At 62.3% G+C, this 19,109-nt stretch carries 16 protein-coding genes; 11 read left to right on the plus strand and 5 right to left on the minus strand.

Going from position 1 to position 19,109, the window contains the following annotated elements:
* The 3 genes from ACPQ6D_RS22625 to metK form a co-directional block, all read left to right on the plus strand.
* Window positions 1-844 (plus strand): GNAT family N-acetyltransferase (locus tag ACPQ6D_RS22625; RefSeq protein ID WP_423226623.1); only part of this gene is annotated, 844 nt, incomplete at its 5' end.
* A 3-nt stretch (window positions 845-847) separates the two neighbouring features.
* Window positions 848-2,110: an adenosylhomocysteinase gene (ahcY, locus tag ACPQ6D_RS22630; protein ID WP_423226624.1), complete on the plus strand. Its 1,263-nt coding sequence runs from the start codon at window positions 848-850 to the stop codon at window positions 2,108-2,110.
* A gap of 158 nt (window positions 2,111-2,268) precedes the next feature.
* Window positions 2,269-3,483, plus strand: a complete 1,215-nt coding sequence (gene metK / locus ACPQ6D_RS22635) for a methionine adenosyltransferase (RefSeq protein ID WP_423226625.1) — start codon at window positions 2,269-2,271, stop codon at window positions 3,481-3,483.
* Between the two features lie 130 nt (window positions 3,484-3,613).
* On the opposite strand, the gene ACPQ6D_RS22640 is transcribed toward metK, so the two are convergent.
* The 4 genes from ACPQ6D_RS22640 to ACPQ6D_RS22655 all read right to left on the minus strand — a co-directional run bounded on the left by ACPQ6D_RS22640 (window position 3,614) and on the right by ACPQ6D_RS22655 (window position 7,703).
* The gene (locus ACPQ6D_RS22640; protein ID WP_423226626.1) at window positions 3,614-4,300 is read right to left on the minus strand and encodes a DUF4276 family protein; all 687 of its coding nucleotides are present in this window, start codon (window positions 4,298-4,300) and stop codon (window positions 3,614-3,616) included.
* Window positions 4,297-5,724, minus strand: coding sequence for an AAA family ATPase (locus ACPQ6D_RS22645; RefSeq protein WP_423226627.1), 1,428 nt, complete (start codon window positions 5,722-5,724; stop codon window positions 4,297-4,299). Before ACPQ6D_RS22645 ends, ACPQ6D_RS22640 begins: the two co-directional genes overlap by 4 nt.
* An 89-nt stretch (window positions 5,725-5,813) precedes the next feature.
* Window positions 5,814-6,014, minus strand: coding sequence for a hypothetical protein (locus tag ACPQ6D_RS22650; protein ID WP_423226628.1), 201 nt, complete (start codon window positions 6,012-6,014; stop codon window positions 5,814-5,816).
* A 36-nt stretch (window positions 6,015-6,050) separates the two neighbouring features.
* A complete protein-coding gene (locus ACPQ6D_RS22655) occupies window positions 6,051-7,703 on the minus strand; it encodes an SH3 domain-containing protein (RefSeq protein WP_423226629.1) in 1,653 nt (550 codons plus the stop codon).
* 424 nt (window positions 7,704-8,127) lie between these two features.
* Between ACPQ6D_RS22655 and ACPQ6D_RS22660 the strand changes: the two genes are divergently transcribed.
* The 8 genes from ACPQ6D_RS22660 to ACPQ6D_RS22695 all read left to right on the plus strand — a co-directional run bounded on the left by ACPQ6D_RS22660 (window position 8,128) and on the right by ACPQ6D_RS22695 (window position 18,392).
* Complete coding sequence (locus ACPQ6D_RS22660; RefSeq protein WP_423226630.1) at window positions 8,128-9,084, plus strand: GDP-mannose 4,6-dehydratase; 957 nt, start codon at window positions 8,128-8,130, stop codon at window positions 9,082-9,084.
* 162 nt (window positions 9,085-9,246) lie between these two features.
* The gene (gmd, locus tag ACPQ6D_RS22665; RefSeq protein WP_423226631.1) at window positions 9,247-10,257 is read left to right on the plus strand and encodes a GDP-mannose 4,6-dehydratase; all 1,011 of its coding nucleotides are present in this window, start codon (window positions 9,247-9,249) and stop codon (window positions 10,255-10,257) included.
* A 219-nt stretch (window positions 10,258-10,476) separates the two neighbouring features.
* Entirely contained in the window at window positions 10,477-11,919 is a 1,443-nt protein-coding gene (locus ACPQ6D_RS22670; RefSeq protein WP_423226632.1) for a phosphoglucomutase/phosphomannomutase family protein, read from the plus strand.
* Window positions 11,920-11,925: 6 nt separating this feature from the next.
* Entirely contained in the window at window positions 11,926-12,741 is an 816-nt protein-coding gene (locus tag ACPQ6D_RS22675; protein WP_423226633.1) for a TatD family hydrolase, read from the plus strand.
* Window positions 12,738-13,739 carry a polyprenyl synthetase family protein gene (locus ACPQ6D_RS22680; RefSeq protein WP_423226634.1) on the plus strand — a complete coding sequence of 334 codons (1,002 nt, stop codon included), beginning with the start codon at window positions 12,738-12,740 and terminating at the stop codon, window positions 13,737-13,739. Before ACPQ6D_RS22675 ends, ACPQ6D_RS22680 begins: the two co-directional genes overlap by 4 nt.
* Window positions 13,739-14,749 carry a glycosyltransferase family 2 protein gene (locus ACPQ6D_RS22685; RefSeq protein ID WP_423226635.1) on the plus strand — a complete coding sequence of 337 codons (1,011 nt, stop codon included), beginning with the start codon at window positions 13,739-13,741 and terminating at the stop codon, window positions 14,747-14,749. The genes ACPQ6D_RS22680 and ACPQ6D_RS22685 overlap by 1 nt, the downstream gene beginning before the upstream one ends.
* A gap of 47 nt (window positions 14,750-14,796) precedes the next feature.
* The gene (locus ACPQ6D_RS22690; RefSeq protein WP_423226636.1) at window positions 14,797-16,035 is read left to right on the plus strand and encodes a glycosyltransferase family 4 protein; all 1,239 of its coding nucleotides are present in this window, start codon (window positions 14,797-14,799) and stop codon (window positions 16,033-16,035) included.
* Window positions 16,032-18,392, plus strand: a complete 2,361-nt coding sequence (locus tag ACPQ6D_RS22695; protein ID WP_423226637.1) for a glycosyltransferase family 39 protein — start codon at window positions 16,032-16,034, stop codon at window positions 18,390-18,392. The genes ACPQ6D_RS22690 and ACPQ6D_RS22695 overlap by 4 nt, the downstream gene beginning before the upstream one ends.
* Here the strand turns inward: ACPQ6D_RS22695 and ACPQ6D_RS22700 are convergent.
* Window positions 18,382-19,109 (minus strand): asparaginase (locus ACPQ6D_RS22700; protein ID WP_423226638.1); only part of this gene is annotated, 728 nt, incomplete at its 5' end. The two genes, ACPQ6D_RS22695 and ACPQ6D_RS22700, sit on opposite strands and share 11 nt — an antisense overlap.

The following is a 19,109-nucleotide window of genomic DNA, read 5'->3' on the forward strand; positions in this document are numbered from 1 at the left end:
CCTGAACGACGCCGACGCGTTGTTGGCGTTCCTACAGCACGATCGCGCCTACGCAGCCTACGCCATCGGCGATCTGGAACCGGCGTACGCGGCCGCGTCGGCCTGGTTCGGGGCCTGGCAAGGAAAGACGCTGGCTGCGCTGGCCCTGGTGTACACTGGGCTTGAACCGCCGGTTCTGTTCACCCTGGGCGCGCCGGCCGGCCTGCAGGCGATCATGGCGCATGCCGGCTTACCGCTGACCGTGACCATTGCCAGCCGTTGGGAGCACCTGCCGGTCTTGCAGACGCGCTATGCCTTTTCTGCTTTGTCTCCCATGCTGCGTATGTCCGTGGAGCCGCTCGATTTTCGGCCCACGATGGGCGCGGCGACGGTGCAACGGCTGCATCTGGACGCGGCGCCGGCTCTGCGTGCGCTCTTTGCGCACGGCGGTGAGCATGCGCCGGACGCCTTCAGCCCTTCGCAGGTGGCCGAGGGCGTTTTTTATGGAATCTATGCTGGTATGGAGCTGGCGGCCGCGGGAGGCACGCACCTCGTCGCACGGCAAGTGGGCATCGGCGCGGTGGGGAACATCTATACCCACCCGGCCTACCGCAGACAGGGCTACGCCACGCTGATTACCAGCGCTGTGACCGCGTCGTTGTTGGCCGATGGGCTGACAGTGGTTCTGAACGTCAACGAACGGAACGCCCCGGCGTTGGCGGTTTACACAAAACTTGGTTATCGCGTCGCTTGCCGCTTCGTCGAAGGGATGGGGCGACAGGTTGTCGAGGAGCAGAGATCGGAGATCGAAGATCGGAGATCGGAGATCATGGATCGAGAATCAGTGAAAAGTGAGAAGGAGTAGATTGTGACGCAACATTTCGATATCAAAGACATTGACCTGGCCGAGAAGGGCCGTTATCGGATGCAGTGGGCCGCGAAGGAGATGCCGGTGCTGGATCTGATCGAGGCCCGTTTTCGCCAGGAACAACCGCTGCGCGGGCTGCGCATGGCGGCCTGTTTGCATGTGACGGCCGAAACCGCCAACCTGATGCGGGTGCTGCAGGCCGGCGGCGCGGAAGTGGCGCTCAGCGCCTCCAACCCGCTCTCGACCCAGGATGACGTTGCGGCCGCGCTGGTGGCCTACTACGAAATGCCGGTGTACGCCATCAAGGGCGAAGACAACGCCACGTATTACAAGCACCTCAACGCCGTGCTCGACATCAAGCCGCACATCACGATGGACGACGGCTGTGACCTGGTTTCGACCCTGCACAAGACGCGCACAGAACTGCTGCCTGGCATTGTGGGCGGCACCGAAGAGACGACCACGGGCGTGATTCGCCTGCGCGCTATGGCCGCGGAAGGCGCGCTGCGATTCCCGGTGATGGCCGTCAACGACGCCATGACCAAGCACCTTTTCGACAATCGCTATGGCACCGGCCAATCCACGATTGACGGCATCATTCGCGCCACCAACGTGCTGCTGGCGGGCAAGAACTTCGTCGTGGCCGGCTACGGCTGGTGCAGCCGCGGCATTGCCAACCGCGCCCGCGGCATGGGCGCCAACGTGATCGTGACCGAAGTGCTGCCGCTGCGCGCGCTGGAAGCGGTCATGGACGGCTTCCGCGTGATGCCCATGCTGGAGGCAGCCGCCGTGGGCGACATCTTCTGCTCCGCCACCGGCGACATTCACGTGTTCGACAAGTCGCATTTCGCGGTCATGAAAGATGGCGCGATCATGGCCAATTCGGGCCACTTCAACGTCGAGGTCAACATTCCAGCCCTGGAAGGCATGGCCAGCGAAGTGCGCCGGGTGCGTGAATTCTTGGATGAATACCAACTGGAAGACGGCCGCAAGCTCTACCTGATCGGCGAAGGGCGCCTGGTCAACCTGGCGGCGGCCGAGGGTCATCCCAGCGCGGTGATGGACATGAGCTTTGCCAATCAGGCCTTGGCCGCCGAGTTCATGGCCGTCAATCATGAAAAACTGCAAAACCAGGTCTACTCCGTGCCCGAGGACATTGACCAGGAAATCGCGCGCTTGAAGCTGGCCGCGATGGGCATCCATATTGACACCCTCAGCCGCGAACAGCAGGATTATCTGAATTCCTGGCAAGAGGGGACATAGGTCGGAGATCGGAGATCGGAGACCGGAGATTAGAGATCGGAGATCGGAGATCATCCGCCTTCCACGCACCCGATCTCTGGTCTCTGATCTCAGATCCCTGGAGACAGGGGAGTAGTCAGTGAGCGTGACGAGAATTGATGAGAGGGGAGTGAGTTGACATGACAACGACATTTATGAGTTCACCGAAGCTGTTCTATACGTCCGAATCGGTGACCGAAGGACACCCCGACAAACTGTGCGACCAAATTTCTGACGCGGTTCTAGACGCGATCATCGGCGCGGACCCGGATGCGCGCGTGGCGTGCGAGTGCGCCACCACCACCGGCCTGATCTGCGTGATGGGCGAGATCACGACCAGCACGTATGTGGATATTCAGACGATTGCACGTGAAACCCTGCGCAACATCGGGTACACGCGCGCCAAGTACGGCTTCGACTGCGACACCTGTGCGGTGCTCGTTTCGCTCAAAGAACAGTCGGCCGACATCGCCCTGGGTGTGGACAAGGCCTACGAAGCCAAGCACGGCGAAATGTCTGATGAAGCGATCGAGGCCATTGGCGCGGGCGACCAGGGGATGATGGTGGGCTTTGCCTGCCACGAAACCGAAGAGCTGATGCCGATGTCCATCGTCCTGGCGCACAAGCTGACGCGGCGCCTGGCGCAGGTGCGCAAGGATGGCGAGTTGACCTACCTGCGGCCCGACGGCAAGTCCCAGGTGACGGTCGAATATCATTATGGCAAGCCGGTGCGCGTGGACGCCATCGTCATCTCCACGCAGCACGCGCCGGACGTCACCCAGGATGAAATTCGCAGCGACATCATCGAGTACGTCATCAATCATGTCATCCCCGTGAGCATGATGGACGACGAAACCAAGATCTACGTCAATCCGACCGGCCGCTTCGTCACGGGCGGGCCGTTGGGCGACGCCGGGCTGACCGGCCGCAAGATCATCGTGGACACCTACGGCGGCGTGGCGCGGCACGGCGGCGGCGCGTTCTCTGGCAAGGACCCGACGAAGGTGGACCGCTCTGGCGCGTACATGGCCCGCTACATCGCCAAGAACGTCGTGGCGGCTGGCCTGACCGACCGCATCGAGCTGCAGATTTCCTACGCCATCGGCGTGGCGCGGCCGCTCTCTCTCAGCGTGGAAACCTTCGGCACCGGCCGCGTGCCAGACGAGCGCATTGTGGAGTTGATTCACCAGCACTTCGACCTGCGCCCGGCCGCGATCATTCGTGACCTTGACCTGCGCCGGCCGATCTACCTGCAGACCGCCAGCTACGGTCACTTCGGTCGTCATGACCTGGATCTGCCGTGGGAAAAGACCGACAAGGCGGCGGCCCTGCGCGCGGAAGCGGGACTGGTATAACGAAGCATTCGGAAGGCTGAACGCTGAACGCTGACCCTGCGATACGTTGTGGGGTCAGCGTTCAGCGTTTGTCAAGGAATCGCGCAGCGGTGAAAGCGCCCCGCCGTGCAACCGATATGACAGAAACGACTCAAACGACCAGGTGCAACGCGATCAAGGTCTGGGTCAGGTCGGCCATGAACTGCGCGTAGGCCGGGACACTGCTCAATCTCGCCAGGTTGATTTGTCGGGCCAGAGGCTCATAGACGGATCGTGGGTCAATACGACGGCGACGGCGCGGACGCTGGGCGAGAGCTCTCTGGATTACCGAGTTGAGGGTTCGCTTCGGATCGGGGTCAGACTCAACTTGGTGTGGATGGGCGGGAATGCCTAGCGCTTCGGCTGTCAGGTTAGCGCCGATCACTTCGCACAAAGCTGCATGATCCGCCAACATCCAGGCTTCAGTCGTCTGGATCGGAATGATAGGCACTAAATGATCGCAGACTGACAACTCCCGTGCGACGCGCGCTTGATCCACCCGGGTCTGGCCAGGTAAGAACCGCTCCTGCAATGCGCGCACCGGGGTTGGGTAATCGGCGTCGGCATGAACGATCAAAGCGTGAAAGCCAGATGCGCGGCGAGCCGCCTCCAATATGCGTTCGTCCCGAGCGCGGAACTGGAGGTCAATCGTGTGGTTCAAGACAATTGGTTCGAGTACATCCACGACGGTGTTCCCGCGGTGCGCCAGTACCTGCTCGGCAGTCCGTTGGATGACGACTGGCAAGAACCCCTCATCGGTACGGCCCTCAGCGTAAAGCGCCATCACCAAGGCGGTCATCGTACGTCTCCGAGCAGGGCATTCCGCGCCTCTCCGGTATCGGCGCTGTTTAGGTACTCAAGAACTTCACCTAGCGTGTAGGACTCCTCCTGGTTTCCGATATTCAGATTGAGTTTGAGTTGTGAAGAAGGCTGCACGGGAAGCACCCTGGTCACCCTGATCGTTTCTTGGGGCGACCCCGGGCGCACTCGGGTCGTCATGTAGGCAAAGAGAAGGCCAGGCAACACGCCGCGCTGGCTGACCAACACTGGGGAGTGTGTGTTGATCAGCAGTTGGCGAAGTGGCGCATCTACCTGGTCTGGATCAGAGAAATCGGTCGCCAGTCCACGCAGCAATTCGACCATGTTCTTGAGACGAAAGGGGTGCACCCCATTCTCTGGCTCTTCGAAGCACAAGACGCCGCGGTGCTGAAGGTCATTCTTGAGCGTCACCAGGGCAAGCAAACGCAGCGTGCCATCTGAGAGGACGCGCGACGAGAACGAACGGCCATCCTGGGTTTTGGCCCAAACAACGTAACGGTTCCGCTGCTGGTCTTTTTCGATTTCGATTTTGACAATGCCAGGGACCAGGTTCGCCAAATCGCGCGACACATCATTGATTGCTAGCGGGTCTTCGGCTTGCATTCTGGCCAATGCGCTGGGTAAGTTGCTGCCATCCGGCGAGACGACTGCGGGCGCGAGAAGGGAACTTGGCTGCCGGAGGACCTCTGGATTAAGTTGCAGGAAACCCCATGTGCGCATCTCCTCGCGGGCAGCAAATGCATGAGGAAATTCAGTATTGGTCACACCGCTCAACACGGTGCGTTCGACCTTCTCAGCGACGCTGGCTTTCTTTCCACCGTGACCATCTTGGTGCAGAGAAATGGTGGTCGGCCCGGATTCGATTTTCGTGGTGGAGATGAATAGCACGCCACGTCCGCCTTTGAGCGGCGGCAACCAGGCCTTCTTGGTTCCACCGACATATCGCCTAATCCAGGCATCATGTTCGCGACCAATGGGCGCCAGGGATTCATGCGTCACGTAAAGCCGTTCCAGGCCCTGTTCATCGACGCGTCGAGCGATATGCACCTCGTAGCGCAGGCGTGGATGTTTCAATTTCGCCTGGGCGCCCCAGCTATCGCTCACCTGGCGCTCCACGAGCATCTCGACCGCCAGGCGCATCTGATCCACAGGCTGACCGTCAGGCAGGGTCGTGAAAAGCTCGCCGGCCTCGCCGCGCAAGGCTTGAAAGGCCGATCGAAGATCCGTGTCTGCCAGTCGCGACAACAGCCGAAACGCGTCAAAGAGATTGCTCTTGCCAGCGCCATTTGCCCCAACGATCACCTGAAAAGGCGCAAGTTCCAGCTGAAAGTCCTGAAAAGTCTTGAACCCGTTCAATTCAACACGAGTAATCATAGCTCGATTCTCCAGCCGCTGCGAAATCAATCCTTCGGAATCTATTCTACCGCAAAGCCGTCCTTACCCCAACTCCGTAAACTCTCCAGGGTCTCCCGCAACGCCCCATCCATCTGCCCTTACAACTGCGCGGCCAGGCGATCAATCTCCGCCTCGATCTCATGTACACGAACCGCATCGCCGGCAGCCGTGGCGACATGGGCTTGCTGCAAGAGATTGGCCATGCGTGCCTTCTGTGCGGCCGCCTTGATGGCGCTTGTGATGTCCGGCGCGCGCTGGCGCACGAAGTACTCTAAATCGGTTGGTGTGCGGTCAGGCATTCACAAGGCCCCTCTTCGGTGTCACTATGACGACCTTTACTTGCTTTCCGGCAATTGACTGACATTGCCCAGGTACATGACTATCTTCGGATCTTCCTTGACGCGTAACCAGACATCGCCCAAGTCGGGAGACACATCAAATGGCAAAGCGATGCCGAGCGTGAGGCCCGGACTGATATCGTCGTAGAGATGACCAGCATGAAATTGCCAGGCTGCTCCTAGAACGGCATCGCCAAAGGGATCGAACTTGTACGTGCGTCCCTGGGCATCTTGGAGGTAAAAATTGAGATTGCGCACAGCCGTTGCTGTTCCGGACCCCGTATTCCGAAACTCAACGAGCGGAATCAAGTAAGTGCCCTGCGCAAAAGTACCATTACCGAACCAGTAGACTGTCTTGGAGCGTTTGACATCGTACAGCTTCAAGCCCCAGATTTTCACGATAAATTCCTGCTCTGGGCGAGTCTTGGGTAGTGGTATGGCCGTTGCAGGTGGCGGCGGTGGTTTAGGAATGTCAGTTGCTACGGCAACTTGGTTTGTCGGACCGGCGGTTTTCACGATGGACGCAGCCACCCACCCTTTCTTGCCAATGTAAAGCACTTGCCACCATGACGAATCGGTGTTGCGGCCCACAATCTCAAAGCGCTGACCTGCAGTTGCTTTCCCAAGTACGCCATACGTAGTGCCGGGACCGGATCGAACGTTCGCCTCCTGCGAGACGATGACCACCGGTTTATCGGATGCTACATCGGCCAACTGGTCAAGTCGAATCTCGACTTCACACTGAGTGAAGATCAATCCACTTGGCTTTAAGACCAGTGCTCTTTGCGTCCCGGCCGGATTGATATCGAACAAGGCAATCGTGCGAATTGCCACGCCAGGGGGAATGTCATCGTACCATTGAGAAAGACTAGAAGCCTGATCAGCGAAAATCAGTGATGTCTTGTCCGGTGCAAACGTCACAGAAGCGCCATCAAGTTGCGCCGTAACGACAACTTCATTACTGAACAACGATAGACTAGCCGTTTCGGACTGTGTGTTTTTCAACTGAAATTGGACAGCCATCCATTGACCTTTGGCTTGCTTATCGCTAAGAAAACGAACCAGGCCCCACGTATCCAGGCTTTTGAGGTTCTTGGCATACGATGGAGGCTGTAGAACAGTAATCTCATAATATTTCCCGCAAGTCACCGTGTCACCCACAGCGGGCGACCGTGGCTGCGCGGTGGCAGTCGGCGTGCTTGTCGGTTGCGGCGTGTTACTCGGCTGGACAGTTGGTGTACTGGTGGGTTGCGGTGTGTTACTTGGCTGGGCAGTCGGCGTGCTTGTCGGTTGCGGTGTGTTACTTGGCTGGGCAGTCGGCGTGCTTGTCGGCTGCAGTGTGTCGGCTGGTTGAATGGCGGACGTCGCGGTGGGCTTTAGGGGTAAGATAGGCTGCTCAGGTTGTTTCGGTGTAGCAGCAGTGCGTGTTCTCTCTGTGGTTGGAGATAGCTCGAATGTTGGTGTGGCCTCAGCCTGCGTCTTGACTGCGGCAGCTTGAGCCTCCGCAGTCACAGTGGCCAAGATCTCTCCAGCGACTTCAGTAGCGACCTGGGAGCGATCCACTTGCGTAGACGCGCCCCCGCAAGCGAGGATCACCAGCAGTACCCCAAGCATCGTGGATACAATAGCGAAACGTTGAGTGCGAGTCATGGATCTTCCTCCGAAAGGGACGATTACATTAAGCTTGAACAAGCTTGAAAGCGGCCCAAATCCAAGCCAGGCCGATGGGGAACGAACGATTTCTCCCAATACCAAATGTCAGGCAAAAGATCTCCAATGGAGCCGCCTGCGGCCGGTAATCAGTGATGAGAAGAAATGGACATGGCATCATTCTATCACACCAAAACAGATGTTGCCAGTCTTCTTGCGCGCAAACGCCTGGAATGGCGCTGTTTGCCCTATTCAGCTTTCAGCTTTCCTCGTTCAGCATTTCCCCTTCTGCCCTCCCCGCTTTGTACTTTGCACTTTGCACTTTGCGCTTTGCACTTTGCTCACGTCGTAGGTTATAATCAGGCAGGCAGCCGCGTGGAGGCTGCCGTGTCCGCTGCCCCTGGGTCAGCAGAAGGGCTTGAACGTGCGCGCACTTGTCACCGGCATTGCCGGCTTTGCCGGCAGTCACCTGGCCGCCTATCTCCTGCGCCATACCGCATGCGAGGTGCACGGTATCGTGCACCGGCATGATTGGCGCATCCTGGATCTGCGCGAGCAGTTGACCCTGTGGCGCGGCGATTTGCGCAATCCGCTGTGGGTCAGCGAGGTGATCCAAAAGGTGCAGCCTGACTATCTCCTGCACCTGGCGGCCTGGTCCGATGTCGGCGGTTCGTGGGAACAACCCTGGACCACATTCGAGCTCAACGTGCAGACGCAGCTCAGCCTGCTGGAAGCGGTCCGGAAACAGGCGCCAACCTGCCGCGTGCTGGTCGTCGGTTCGAACGAAATGTACGGCAAAATCGAGCCTGAGGATTTGCCGATTGACGAGGAGACGCCGCTGCGGCCGCACAACCCCTACGGCGTCAGCAAAGCCGCACAAGACCTGATGGCGCAGCAGTATTTCTTCAGCTACGGACTGCACGTGGTGCGCGTGCGCGCCTTCAATCAGGTTGGCCCCGGCCAGAGCGATGACTTCGCCGCGCCGGCCTTTGCACGCCAGGTGGCGGAGATCGAAACCGGCCAGCGGCCCCCGATCGTGCGCGTGGGCAACCTGAGCGCGCAGCGCGATTTCACCGATGTGCGCGATATGGTGCGCGCCTACTGGCTGGCCGCGCAAAAGGGCGCGCCGGGCGCCGCCTATAACGTGGGCCGCGGCGAACCACGGAGCATTCAGTCTGTCCTGGACTTCCTGCTCGGCGCGGCGACGCGGCAGATTGAGGTGGAAACCGACGCCAGCCGCCTGCGCCCCTCGGATGTGCCGGTCAGCTACTGCGATGCGCGCCATTTTCAGGCGGTCAGCGGCTGGCAGCCAGAGATCAGTTTTGAAACCAGCCTGACCGATGTGCTCAATGACTGGCGGCAGCGCGTACGGCGGGGGTGAGAGAGATCAGAGATTGGAGATTGGAGAGCGGAGACCGGAGATCAGAGACCGGAGACCCAAAAACTCCCTTCTTCCACGAAACTCAATCTCTGGTCTCTCATCTCTGATCTCTCTTTGGAGAGCGGCAAATCGAGAATGGAACAAGGAGAACAGTCGAATTCGATGGCACAAAAACGTGCGTTAATTACCGGTATCACCGGCCAGGATGGATCGTACCTGGCCGAATTTTTGCTGCAGCAGGGCTATGACGTGGTCGGCATGATTCGCCGCATCAGCGTCATCAACCTGGACCGCATCGAACATATCCAGGACAAAGTGACCCTGGTGCAGGGCGATCTGCTCGATGAGGCTTCGCTGATCAGCATTTTGACCGAATTTCGGCCGCAGGAAATCTACAACCTGGCCGCGATGTCGTTTGTGCCCACCTCCTGGCAGCAGCCGGTGCTGACCGGCGAATCCACCGCGCTGGGCGTCACCCGCATGTTGGACGCCATCCGCCTGGTGGATCCCACGATTCGCTTTTATCAGGCCAGTTCCAGTGAAATGTTCGGCAAGGTGCAAGAAGTGCCCCAGTCGGAGCGCACGCCGTTCTATCCGCGCAGCCCCTACGGCGTGGCCAAAGTCTATGGGCATTGGATCACCGTGAATTACCGCGAGTCGTACGGTCTGCACGCCACGTCTGGCATCTTGTTCAATCACGGCTCGCCGCGACGCGGCCTGGAGTTTGTGGAGCGCAAAATCTCGCTCGGCGTCGCCGCGATCAAGCTGGGCAGGCAGGACAAGCTCTACCTCGGCAACCTGGACGCGCGCCGCGACCTGGGCTTTGCCGGCGACTATGTGCGCGCGATGTGGTGCATGCTGCAACAAGATGCGCCGGACGATTACGTGGTGGCGACCGGCGAGACCCATTCGATTCGTGAGATGTGCGAAGTCGCGTTCAGCCACGCGGGCCTCGACTGGCAGAACCATGTGGCGAGCGATCCGCGCTTCTACCGGCCGGCCGAAGTGGACTTGCTGGTGGGCGACCCAAGCAAGGCCGGCGCCAAATTGGGCTGGGAGCCGATGGTCAGCTTCAAGGAGCTGATCACGATGATGGTGGATTCGGACGTGCAGGCGCTGCAAGCGGGCCGGCGCTTTGCCGACGTGACGGAAATCACCCGGCTCAAGCGCTGATTGATCTATCCAAACGGAGCCCGAATTCGTTCGGGAGCTTGACCTGCCAGGACAGTGTTATCCTCGTCGGCCTGGAATGCAGGCCGGACAGCGTGGGCGCAGGGAAGCGTGATCTGCCGCAGAGGTCGCCTGTCATGCCGGAGGCATGACCTACGATTTGAGGACGTTGTTCTGGCATTGCGGCTTAGCGTCAAGAGATTCTATAGTAGGAGAGCAAGAGTGACAGCACAGATCAAATTTGGTACCGATGGTTGGCGCGGGGCCATCGCTGAGGATTACACGTTCGACAGCGTGCGCCGCGCTACGCAGGGCTTTGCAGACTACCTGAAGGCAACCTATGCGCCGGCCGAAATCACGCGTGGGATCGTGATTGGCGGCGACCGCCGCTTCCTGTCCGAGCAGTTTGCCGCAACCGCGGCCGAAGTGCTGGCTGGCAACGACATCCCCGTGCATTTTTGCGGCGGCGGTATTCCGACGCCCACCATCGCCTACGCGGTGAAGGTGCGCCATGCCCTGGGCGCGGTCAACATCACGGCCAGCCACAACCCACCCACCGACAACGGCTACAAAGTGCGCGACCCCAACGGCGGCGCGATTGACCCCGCGGGCCTCACGCAAATCGAAGATCACATTCCTGCCGCGGTCAGCAGCTGCAAGCAGACAGCCTTCAAGGCGGGCGTTAGCGCCGGCCTGATTATGGAGTTCGACCCGGCGCCGGCCTATGTGGAACAACTACAGCGCCTGGTCAACCTGGAGCCGATCCGGCAGGCCGGCTTCAAGATCATGGTGGATCCGATGTGGGGCAATGGCGCGGGCTGGCTGACGCGGCTGCTCGGCGGCGCCAAAACCGAGGTCTTCGAAGTCCACAGCGCGCGCAACCCCATCTTCCCGGAGATGCTGCGACCGGAGCCGATTCCGCCCAACGTGGACGCAGGCCTGGCCGCGGCGCGCCAGATCCACGCGGATGTGGCGGCTATCACCGATGGCGATGCAGACCGCTGCGGTTGGGGCGATGAAAACGGCGTCTTCGTGGACCAGCTGCGCGTCTACGCCCTGCTGGCGATGTATCTCCTGGATGTGCGCGGCGAGCGCGGCCCCATCGTCAAGACGCTCAGCACGACCTCGATGTTGGACAAACTGGGCCAACGCTTCGGCGTGCCGGTCATCCACACCGGCGTCGGCTTCAAATATGTGGCGCCGGCCATGATCAAATACGATGCGCTGATCGGCGGCGAGGAGAGCGGCGGCTACGCCTTCCGCAATCACGTGCCGGAGCGCGACGGCCTCCTGAGCAACCTGTACCTGCTCGATCTGATGGTGCGCACGGGCAAAACGCCGACGCAGCTGCTCGATCGGCTTTTCGACCTGGTGGGCGGTCCGCACTACTACGACCGCATTGACACCCGCCTGCCCGATTTGGCGTTTGCCGCGGCCGCGCGCAAACGGCTGGACAGCGCGCTGCCCGCTACGATCGGCGGCAAGAAGATCGTGGACAAGGTGACGATGGACGGCTACAAGTTCGTCATGGAGGATGGCGGCTGGCTGCTGGTGCGCTTCTCCGGCACGGAGCCGCTCATTCGCGTCTACACCGAGACGATGGATCAAAGCGCCGTGCAGGCCATTTTGCAGGACGGGCTGCGCCTGGCCGGTATTGCTGGCTAATCGTTCATGGCGCTAGAACTCGTTGACAGTCACTGTCATCTGACCTGGAACAGCTTCGACGCCGATCGGCCAGAGGTCATTGCGCGGGCGGCCGCGGCCGGCGTCACGCGGCTGGTGACGATCGGGACAGACCTGGAGAGCAGCCGCCAGAGCGTCGCGTTGGCCCGCGCTTACCCCGGCGTCTACGCGGCTGTGGGCATTCACCCCAATGACCTGGGCGAGCAGACGCCGAGTTTGCTGGCAGAACTGTCCGCGCTGGCGGCCGATCCGCACGTGGTAGCCATCGGCGAAATCGGCCTGGACTACTACTGGGAGCGCGTGCCGCACCCAATCCAGCAGGCGGCCTTCGAGGCGCAGCTTGCCCTGGCCGCCGCGGTGGGCAAGCCGGTCATTATTCATGACCGCGAAGCCCATGCGGATGTAATGGCAACGCTGCGCGCCTGGGTTCACGCAGACGCGACCCGACAGTCGGCGCTGGCCGGCCGGCGCTTCTGGGGCGTGCTGCACAGCTTTTCCGGCGATTTGGCCATGGCCCAGGAAGCCTTGACCTGGCCCTTTTTGCTTTCCTTTGCCGGCCCCGTCACATTCAAGAATGCGCAGGCCTTGCACGCGTTGGTGGCGCAGCTGCCCCTCGACCGGCTGCTGCTGGAGACTGATGCCCCGTTTCTGACGCCGCACCCGCAGCGTGGTCAACGCAATGAACCGGCGCGCGTCGTCCTGGTGGCCGAAGCTGCGGCGCGTTTGCTGGGCCGACCGTTGGCCGACGTGGCTGCGCAGACCACCGCGACCGCCCGCGAATTCTTTGCTTGGAACTCGTCATGAGCCATTCATCCCAGGAATCCCCTTCTACCAATCAACCGTTGACAGCCCTGGTGGCCGCCGACCTGGCGGCGGTTGAGGCCAAGATGCGCGGCAACGAACAGGGCATTTTTCCTCCCCTGGCCGAGGCCTTTCTTTCGCTCATTGCCAGCGGCGGCAAGCGGCTGCGGCCGACCCTGGCCCTGCTGGCGACACGCCTCTTTGCGCCCATGTCAAACCAGGCCATCGCCCTGGCCGCGGCGGTCGAAACCCTGCACACGGCCACCCTCGTCCACGATGACGTGATTGACAATGCGCTCATCCGCCGCGGCAGCCCGACACTCAACGCCTCGTGGACCAGCGGGGCCACCGTGTTGGCGGGCGATTACCTGTTCGCACGCGCGGCCGCGTTTGCCGCAGAGACCGGCAACGTGCGCGTGATCACGCTGTTTGCGGAGACGTTGAAGATCATCTGTGAAGGCGAGCTGCGCCAACTGGCGGCCCGCTATCGTTGGGACCAGCCCAAAGAGGCCTACTACGAGCGCATCTACGCCAAAACGGCGTCCCTGTTTGCTGCGGCCACCGAAGGGGGCGCTGTGCTCGGCGCCGCGGCCGAGGACGATGTCCAACGGTTGCGCGCGTACGGCTACCACCTGGGTATGGCGTTCCAGATCATTGATGACATCCTGGACTTCACCAGCACCGATGCGGTCTTGGGCAAACCGGCCGGCAGCGACCTGGGCCAGGGCACCATCACCCTACCCGTCTTTTACTTCATCCAGGCAGCGGCCGATCGCAGCGCCGTGCTTGAGCCGTTGGAGGCGTGGGCCGCGGCCGATGGGCATGCCGCCACGCTCGACCTGGTTGCGCAGATTGCGCAATCCAACGCCATTGCCCGCGCCTATGATGAAGCCGCGTCCTTCATCGCCCAGGCCGTGGCCGCGCTGGAACCGCTGCCCGCCAGTGAAGTCCGCGGCGCGCTGCTCGAGTTGGCAACCGGCACCCTGGGCCGTCACCGTTGATGGTCGGCGAAACGACGCGCGCGGCCGCGCCTGCGCTCGATCTGTCCGTGTTGATCGTATCCTGGAATGTGGCCGGTCTGCTCAGCCGCTGCCTGGCTTCCATCGAGGCGCAGTCGCAGCCCACGGACTGGCCGCACGTGCGCTGGCTGCCCTTGCTGGATGGAGAGGCTCCGGCCGCGCTTGAAGTCATCGTGGTGGACAATGCCTCGGCCGATGACACGGTGGCGCGCATCCGGCGCGACTTTCCGTGGGTGCAGGTGCAGGCCAACGCGGACAATGCCGGCTTCAGCCGCGGCAACAACCAGGCCCTGGCGCGCAGTCACGGACGCTGGCTGCTCTTCCTCAACCCCGACACCGAGGTGCGGCCGGGCGCGCTGGCGGCCATGCTGCGCTTCATGCAGGCCCATGCCGAGGCCGGCGTGGTTGGCCCGCGGCTGCTTTACCCCGACGGCAGCGTGCAATCATCCCGCCGGCGTTTTCCCAGCGCGCTAACCGCGTTCTGGGAGAGCACCCTCCTGGAACAGTGGTGGCCGCACAATCCGTGGGCGCGGCGCTATCGCCTGGAGGATACGCCAGACACAACCGTGCAGGCGGTGGACTGGCTGGTGGGCGCGTGCCTGATGATTCCGCGCGCGGTGATGGAGCAGGTTGGCGGCTGGGACGAGGGCTTCTTCATGTACTCGGAAGAGCTCGACCTGTGCCGTCGCATCAAACAGGCCGGCTGGCAGGTTGTGTTCACGCCGCAGGCCGAGGTGATCCATCACGAAGGCAAATCAAGCGAACAGATTGTGGCCGCGCGCCACCTGCGCTTCCAGGCCAGCAAGGTGCGCTACGTGCGCAAATATCATGGGCGCCTGGCGGCCGGCGGACTGCGGCTGTTCTTGCTCGCCACCTATGCCTGGCAGCTCGTGGAAGAAGCCGTCAAGTGGCTGATTGGGCACAAACGCCCCCTGCGCGCCGAACGGGTCACAGCCTACTGGGGTCTGCTGCGGAGCGGACTGAAGATGTAACCAGAAGAAACCAGGTTTCTGCCAGAGAACTGGTTTCTGGGAACGACATGCACATTCTCTTGCTCACCGGTGAATTTCCCCCGCAGCAGGGCGGCGTAGGCGACTACTCGCACCTCCTGGCGCGCGCGCTGCTGGCGCAAGGACATGCGGTCGAGATCATGACCACGCAGGCGCGATCGGCGATCGGCGAGCGCTCGTTCCTGGCGCATGTCTTGCAGCCGACCGCAACCGTGTCGCGCTGGGATTGGCGCGCCTGGTCAACGATCCGCGCGACCATCGAGCGCGTGCAGCCCGATGTGGTCCTCATCCAGTATCAAACCGCGGCCTACGGCCTGCATCCGGCGATCAACCTGCTGCCTGGTTGGCTGCGCTTACGCCTGCGCGGCCGGCGTCCCTGCCTGGCGACCACCTTTCATGATCTCAAGTTTCCTTATCTATTTCCCAAGGCCGGCCCGCTACGCATGGCCGCGGTGCGTTTCCTTGCGCGCCAGAGCGACGCCGCCATCGCCACGAACATGGAGGACTGGCAGACGCTGCAGGGCTGGGGCCTGCACGCGTTCGACGGCGCCGCCGCTGTGAGCAGGCGCAGCCGCGTAACCGCCATGATTCCGATCGGCAGCAACATCGCCTGCGCGCCGCCGGCCGGGTTCGAGCGGGAGGCCTGGCGCGCACGCCTGGGCGTGCAGCCGCAGGACTGGCTGTTGTGCTATTTCGGCTTTCTCAACACCAGCAAAGGCGGCGAGGTGCTCATCAACAGCCTGGCGCACCTGGTGCAGCAGGGCCGGCCGGCGCATCTGCTGATGATCGGCGGGCAGGTGGGCAGCAGCGACCAGACCAACCGGCGTTACCTGGCGCACGTGCATGAGCAGATCGCCCAGCTTGCGCTGCAAGACCGCGTGCACTGGACAGGATTTGTGTCGCCGACGGAGGTGTCGGCCCATTTCCTGGCCGCAGATCTCTGCGCGCTGCCCTACCAGGACGGCGCAGGCCGCAGCCGCGGCAGCCTGATGGCCGCGCTCGCGCACGGCCTCCCCATCGTAACAACGCAGCCGCACGACCCGCTGCCCGGCTTCCGCGATGGCGTCAACCTGCGCTTCGTGCCGCCAACCGATGCGGCCGCCCTGGCCGGCGCCGTGACCGACATCATGACCAACCCTGCGCTGCGCTTGCGGCTGACAGCCGGCGCCCGCGCGTTGAGCGCACAGTTCACGTGGCCCGCGCTGGCGGCGCAGCACATCGCCCTGTTCAACGCCTGCCTGGCGCAGCGTTCCGGGGGCGCACGATGAAAACCAGGCGCGAACGTCTCACGCTGCTCTTGCTGGCGGTCTTGTTTGTGGGACTCGGCATCACCTACAGCATCAGCGTGCCCATCTTCGAGGCGCCGGACGAATACCACCACTACTTTTACATCCAGCATCTGCTCGACGGCAACAGCCTTCCGATACAGCAGGACGGTGTTGATCAACCCTGGGCGCAGGAAGGCAGCCAACCGCCGCTCTACTACGTGCTGGCGGCGCAGATCATTCGCCAGCTCGATGCCCACGTCGTGCGCATTGACACGCGCAACGCGCCGGCCCTGCTGTGGCTCAATCAGCACGCCAACATGGGCGTTCCCCTGTGGCCGGCCAACAAGAACCGCATCGTTCACCTGCCTCGTGAACGCTGGCCGTATCAAGGCGCGGTGCTGGCGATTCACATCGTGCGCTGGTTCTCGCTTCTCCTCGGCCTGGGCACCCTGCTCTGCGCCTACCGCATTGGCCGTGAGCTGCTCGGATATCGCCCAAGCATCGTATTCGGCGCGGCCGCGTTGGTGGCGTTCACGCCGCAGTTCGTCTTCATCAGCTCGGCGATCAGCAACGATAATCTGATCAATTTCCTGGCTACCCTGGCGCTTCTCCTGCTTCTGCGCCATTTACAAAACCGCGCTACGCTGCGCATTACCATCGCTTTGGGATTGGTTGTCGGCGCAGCCAGCCTCAGCAAACTCAGCGGCCTTTTCTTGCTTCCGCTCTCGGCCGTCATCCTCCTGGCGCGCGGCTGGCGTGAGAAGAACTGGCGGCAAGCCATACTGCGCCTGGGAATCGTTGCTGGCTTGAGCCTGGCCGTGGCCGGATGGTGGTATTGGCGCAATTGGCAATTGTACGGCGACATCAGCGGGCTGAATATGATGCTGCGCATTGTGGGCCAACGCCTGCCGCCGCCGACATTGGCCGGCCTGCGCAGCGAATTCCAGGGCTTGCGCATTTCCTACTGGGGCCTGTTTGGTTGGTTCAACGTTCCCATGAATGACTGGATTTATCGGGCGCTCGATATCGCCAGCCTGATTGCGCTGGGTGGATTGATCTGGGGCATCGTGCGCCGGCGGCAAAGCGAATGGCCGGCCGAACTGTGGCTCTTGGCCTTGCCCGCCAGTTGGCTCACGATTGTGCTGGCCGGGCTGGTGCGCTGGACTAGCCTGACCCCAGGCACGCAGGGGCGGCTCTTGTTCCCGGCCATGGCCGGCGGCTCGCTTCTGTTCGCCATTGGCTGGTGTCAATGGGCGCCGCAGCGCATGCGCCGCGTCTGGATGGGGGCCCTGGCCGTGGCGCTCTTTGCGCTGACCGCGATCGCGCCATTTCGCTGGATCATGCCAGCCTACGAACGCCCGCCGGTCGTCGCCCTGACCGATATCCCGGTTGCGGCGCGCATGGCGCCGGTGGATCACGGCGGCCTCATACGCTTCCTGGGCGCAGAGTTGGATCGCGACAGCGTTCATCCTGGGGAGATCGTTTGGGTGACCATCTACTGGCAGGGCCGCGGACAGTTCGACAGAGACTACACCGTATTCGTGCGCCTGCTCAGCCCAGATGGCGCGTTAGCCGGCCAAACCAACACCTGGCCGGGTATGGGCAGCCTGCCCACGCGCGCCCTGCGCCCTGGCAGCATTATCAAGGATCGCTACCCTGTTCTTATCAATCCTGGGACCACGGCGCCGGTGATCGTGCGCGTGGATGTGGGGCTGTTCTACGAACCCACGAGCGAAGAACTGGACGCGCGGGATGAGAATGGGCAAGAAGTGGTCAACACCATCGGCTCGCTGCGTCTGCTGCCGTGGCATACCGAAAACCTGCAACCAACGCAGCGGTTGCAGGCCACCCTGGGCGCGGCAGCGAATACGGGGGCAGCCCCAACTGCGGCCGCGATGGCGCCACAGGTCGGGGCGGTCAGCTCAGCGCCCACGGTGAGTGAAACTGGCCGCGCCAGCCTGCTTGGATATGACCTGACGCCATCTCCTTCGCAGACTGATCAGTCCCTGTCGCGCGCCGGCGGCGCGCTGGACCTGACGCTGTACTGGCAAGCCGACGCGCGTTTCACCGAGGATTACCACGTGCTCGTGCACCTGGTGCACGTCAGCGGGGTGACGGTGGCGCAGGCCGATAAACAGCCTCGTGGGGGCGATTGGCCGACCTGGGCCTGGGAGCCAGGGCAAACCGTTACCGACACGTATCGCCTGCAGATTCCGGCCAATGCGCCGGCGGGAGAGTACACCATCTATGTGGGCCTCTATCGCCTGAGCGACTTCACGCGCCTGCCCATCAGCCGCGCGCAAGCGCCGGTCCTCGACAACGCCCTCGGCCTGGTGACATTCAAGCTCACGAATTGAACAACGCGCCCAGCGCAGAGGGCGCAATGCCAGCTCCCAGTCCAGCCATCAGCAGCACGCGCGCCTTCTGCGGATTGAGGTCGCGCGCAAAGATCGCGCCCGCCTTCTGCAAGGCGATCCCGCCGCCGCTGTAGGCGTAGATTGGCCGTACTTCGCCATAAGGCACGCGACTGCCAATCACCACCGGAATGCCGGCGCTCAACGCCTGCAAAATACCCTGGAAAAGCGCATCATTCACATTGCCCGCGCCTACGGCATTGATGACCAGGCCCGCCGCGCCCGCCGCCAGCGCGGCCTTGAGCGCAAAATCGTCCACGCCCGCATACATCGGAATAATGTCCACCCGCGGCAGCTGCGCCGGCAGCGGCACATGCGTGCGCGGCGACCAGGCGCCACTGTAACGTACGCGCCCGGCCTTGACCCGCCCCAGGTCCGGCGGCAGCACCGACTGGAACGCATCTACGTCCGAGGTGTCAATCTTGGTCACCCGGCGCGCCGACTGGATGTTGCCGTTCATCACCACCAGCACGCCGCGGCCAGGCGACCTGGCATGAATGGCGACGGTCACTGCGTCCAACAGGTTGCCCGGCCCGTCCGGCTCAGGATCGGATGCCGCGCGCATGGCGCCGGTGAGAATAATGGGGACTTCGGTCGGCACGGTCACATCCAGGAAGAAGGCGGTCTCCTCCATGGTGTCGGTGCCGTGCAGGATGACAA

Source organism: Candidatus Amarolinea aalborgensis (assembly GCF_900491745.1).
GTDB classification, from domain to species: Bacteria; Chloroflexota; Anaerolineae; order SSC4; family Amarolineaceae; genus Amarolinea; species Amarolinea aalborgensis.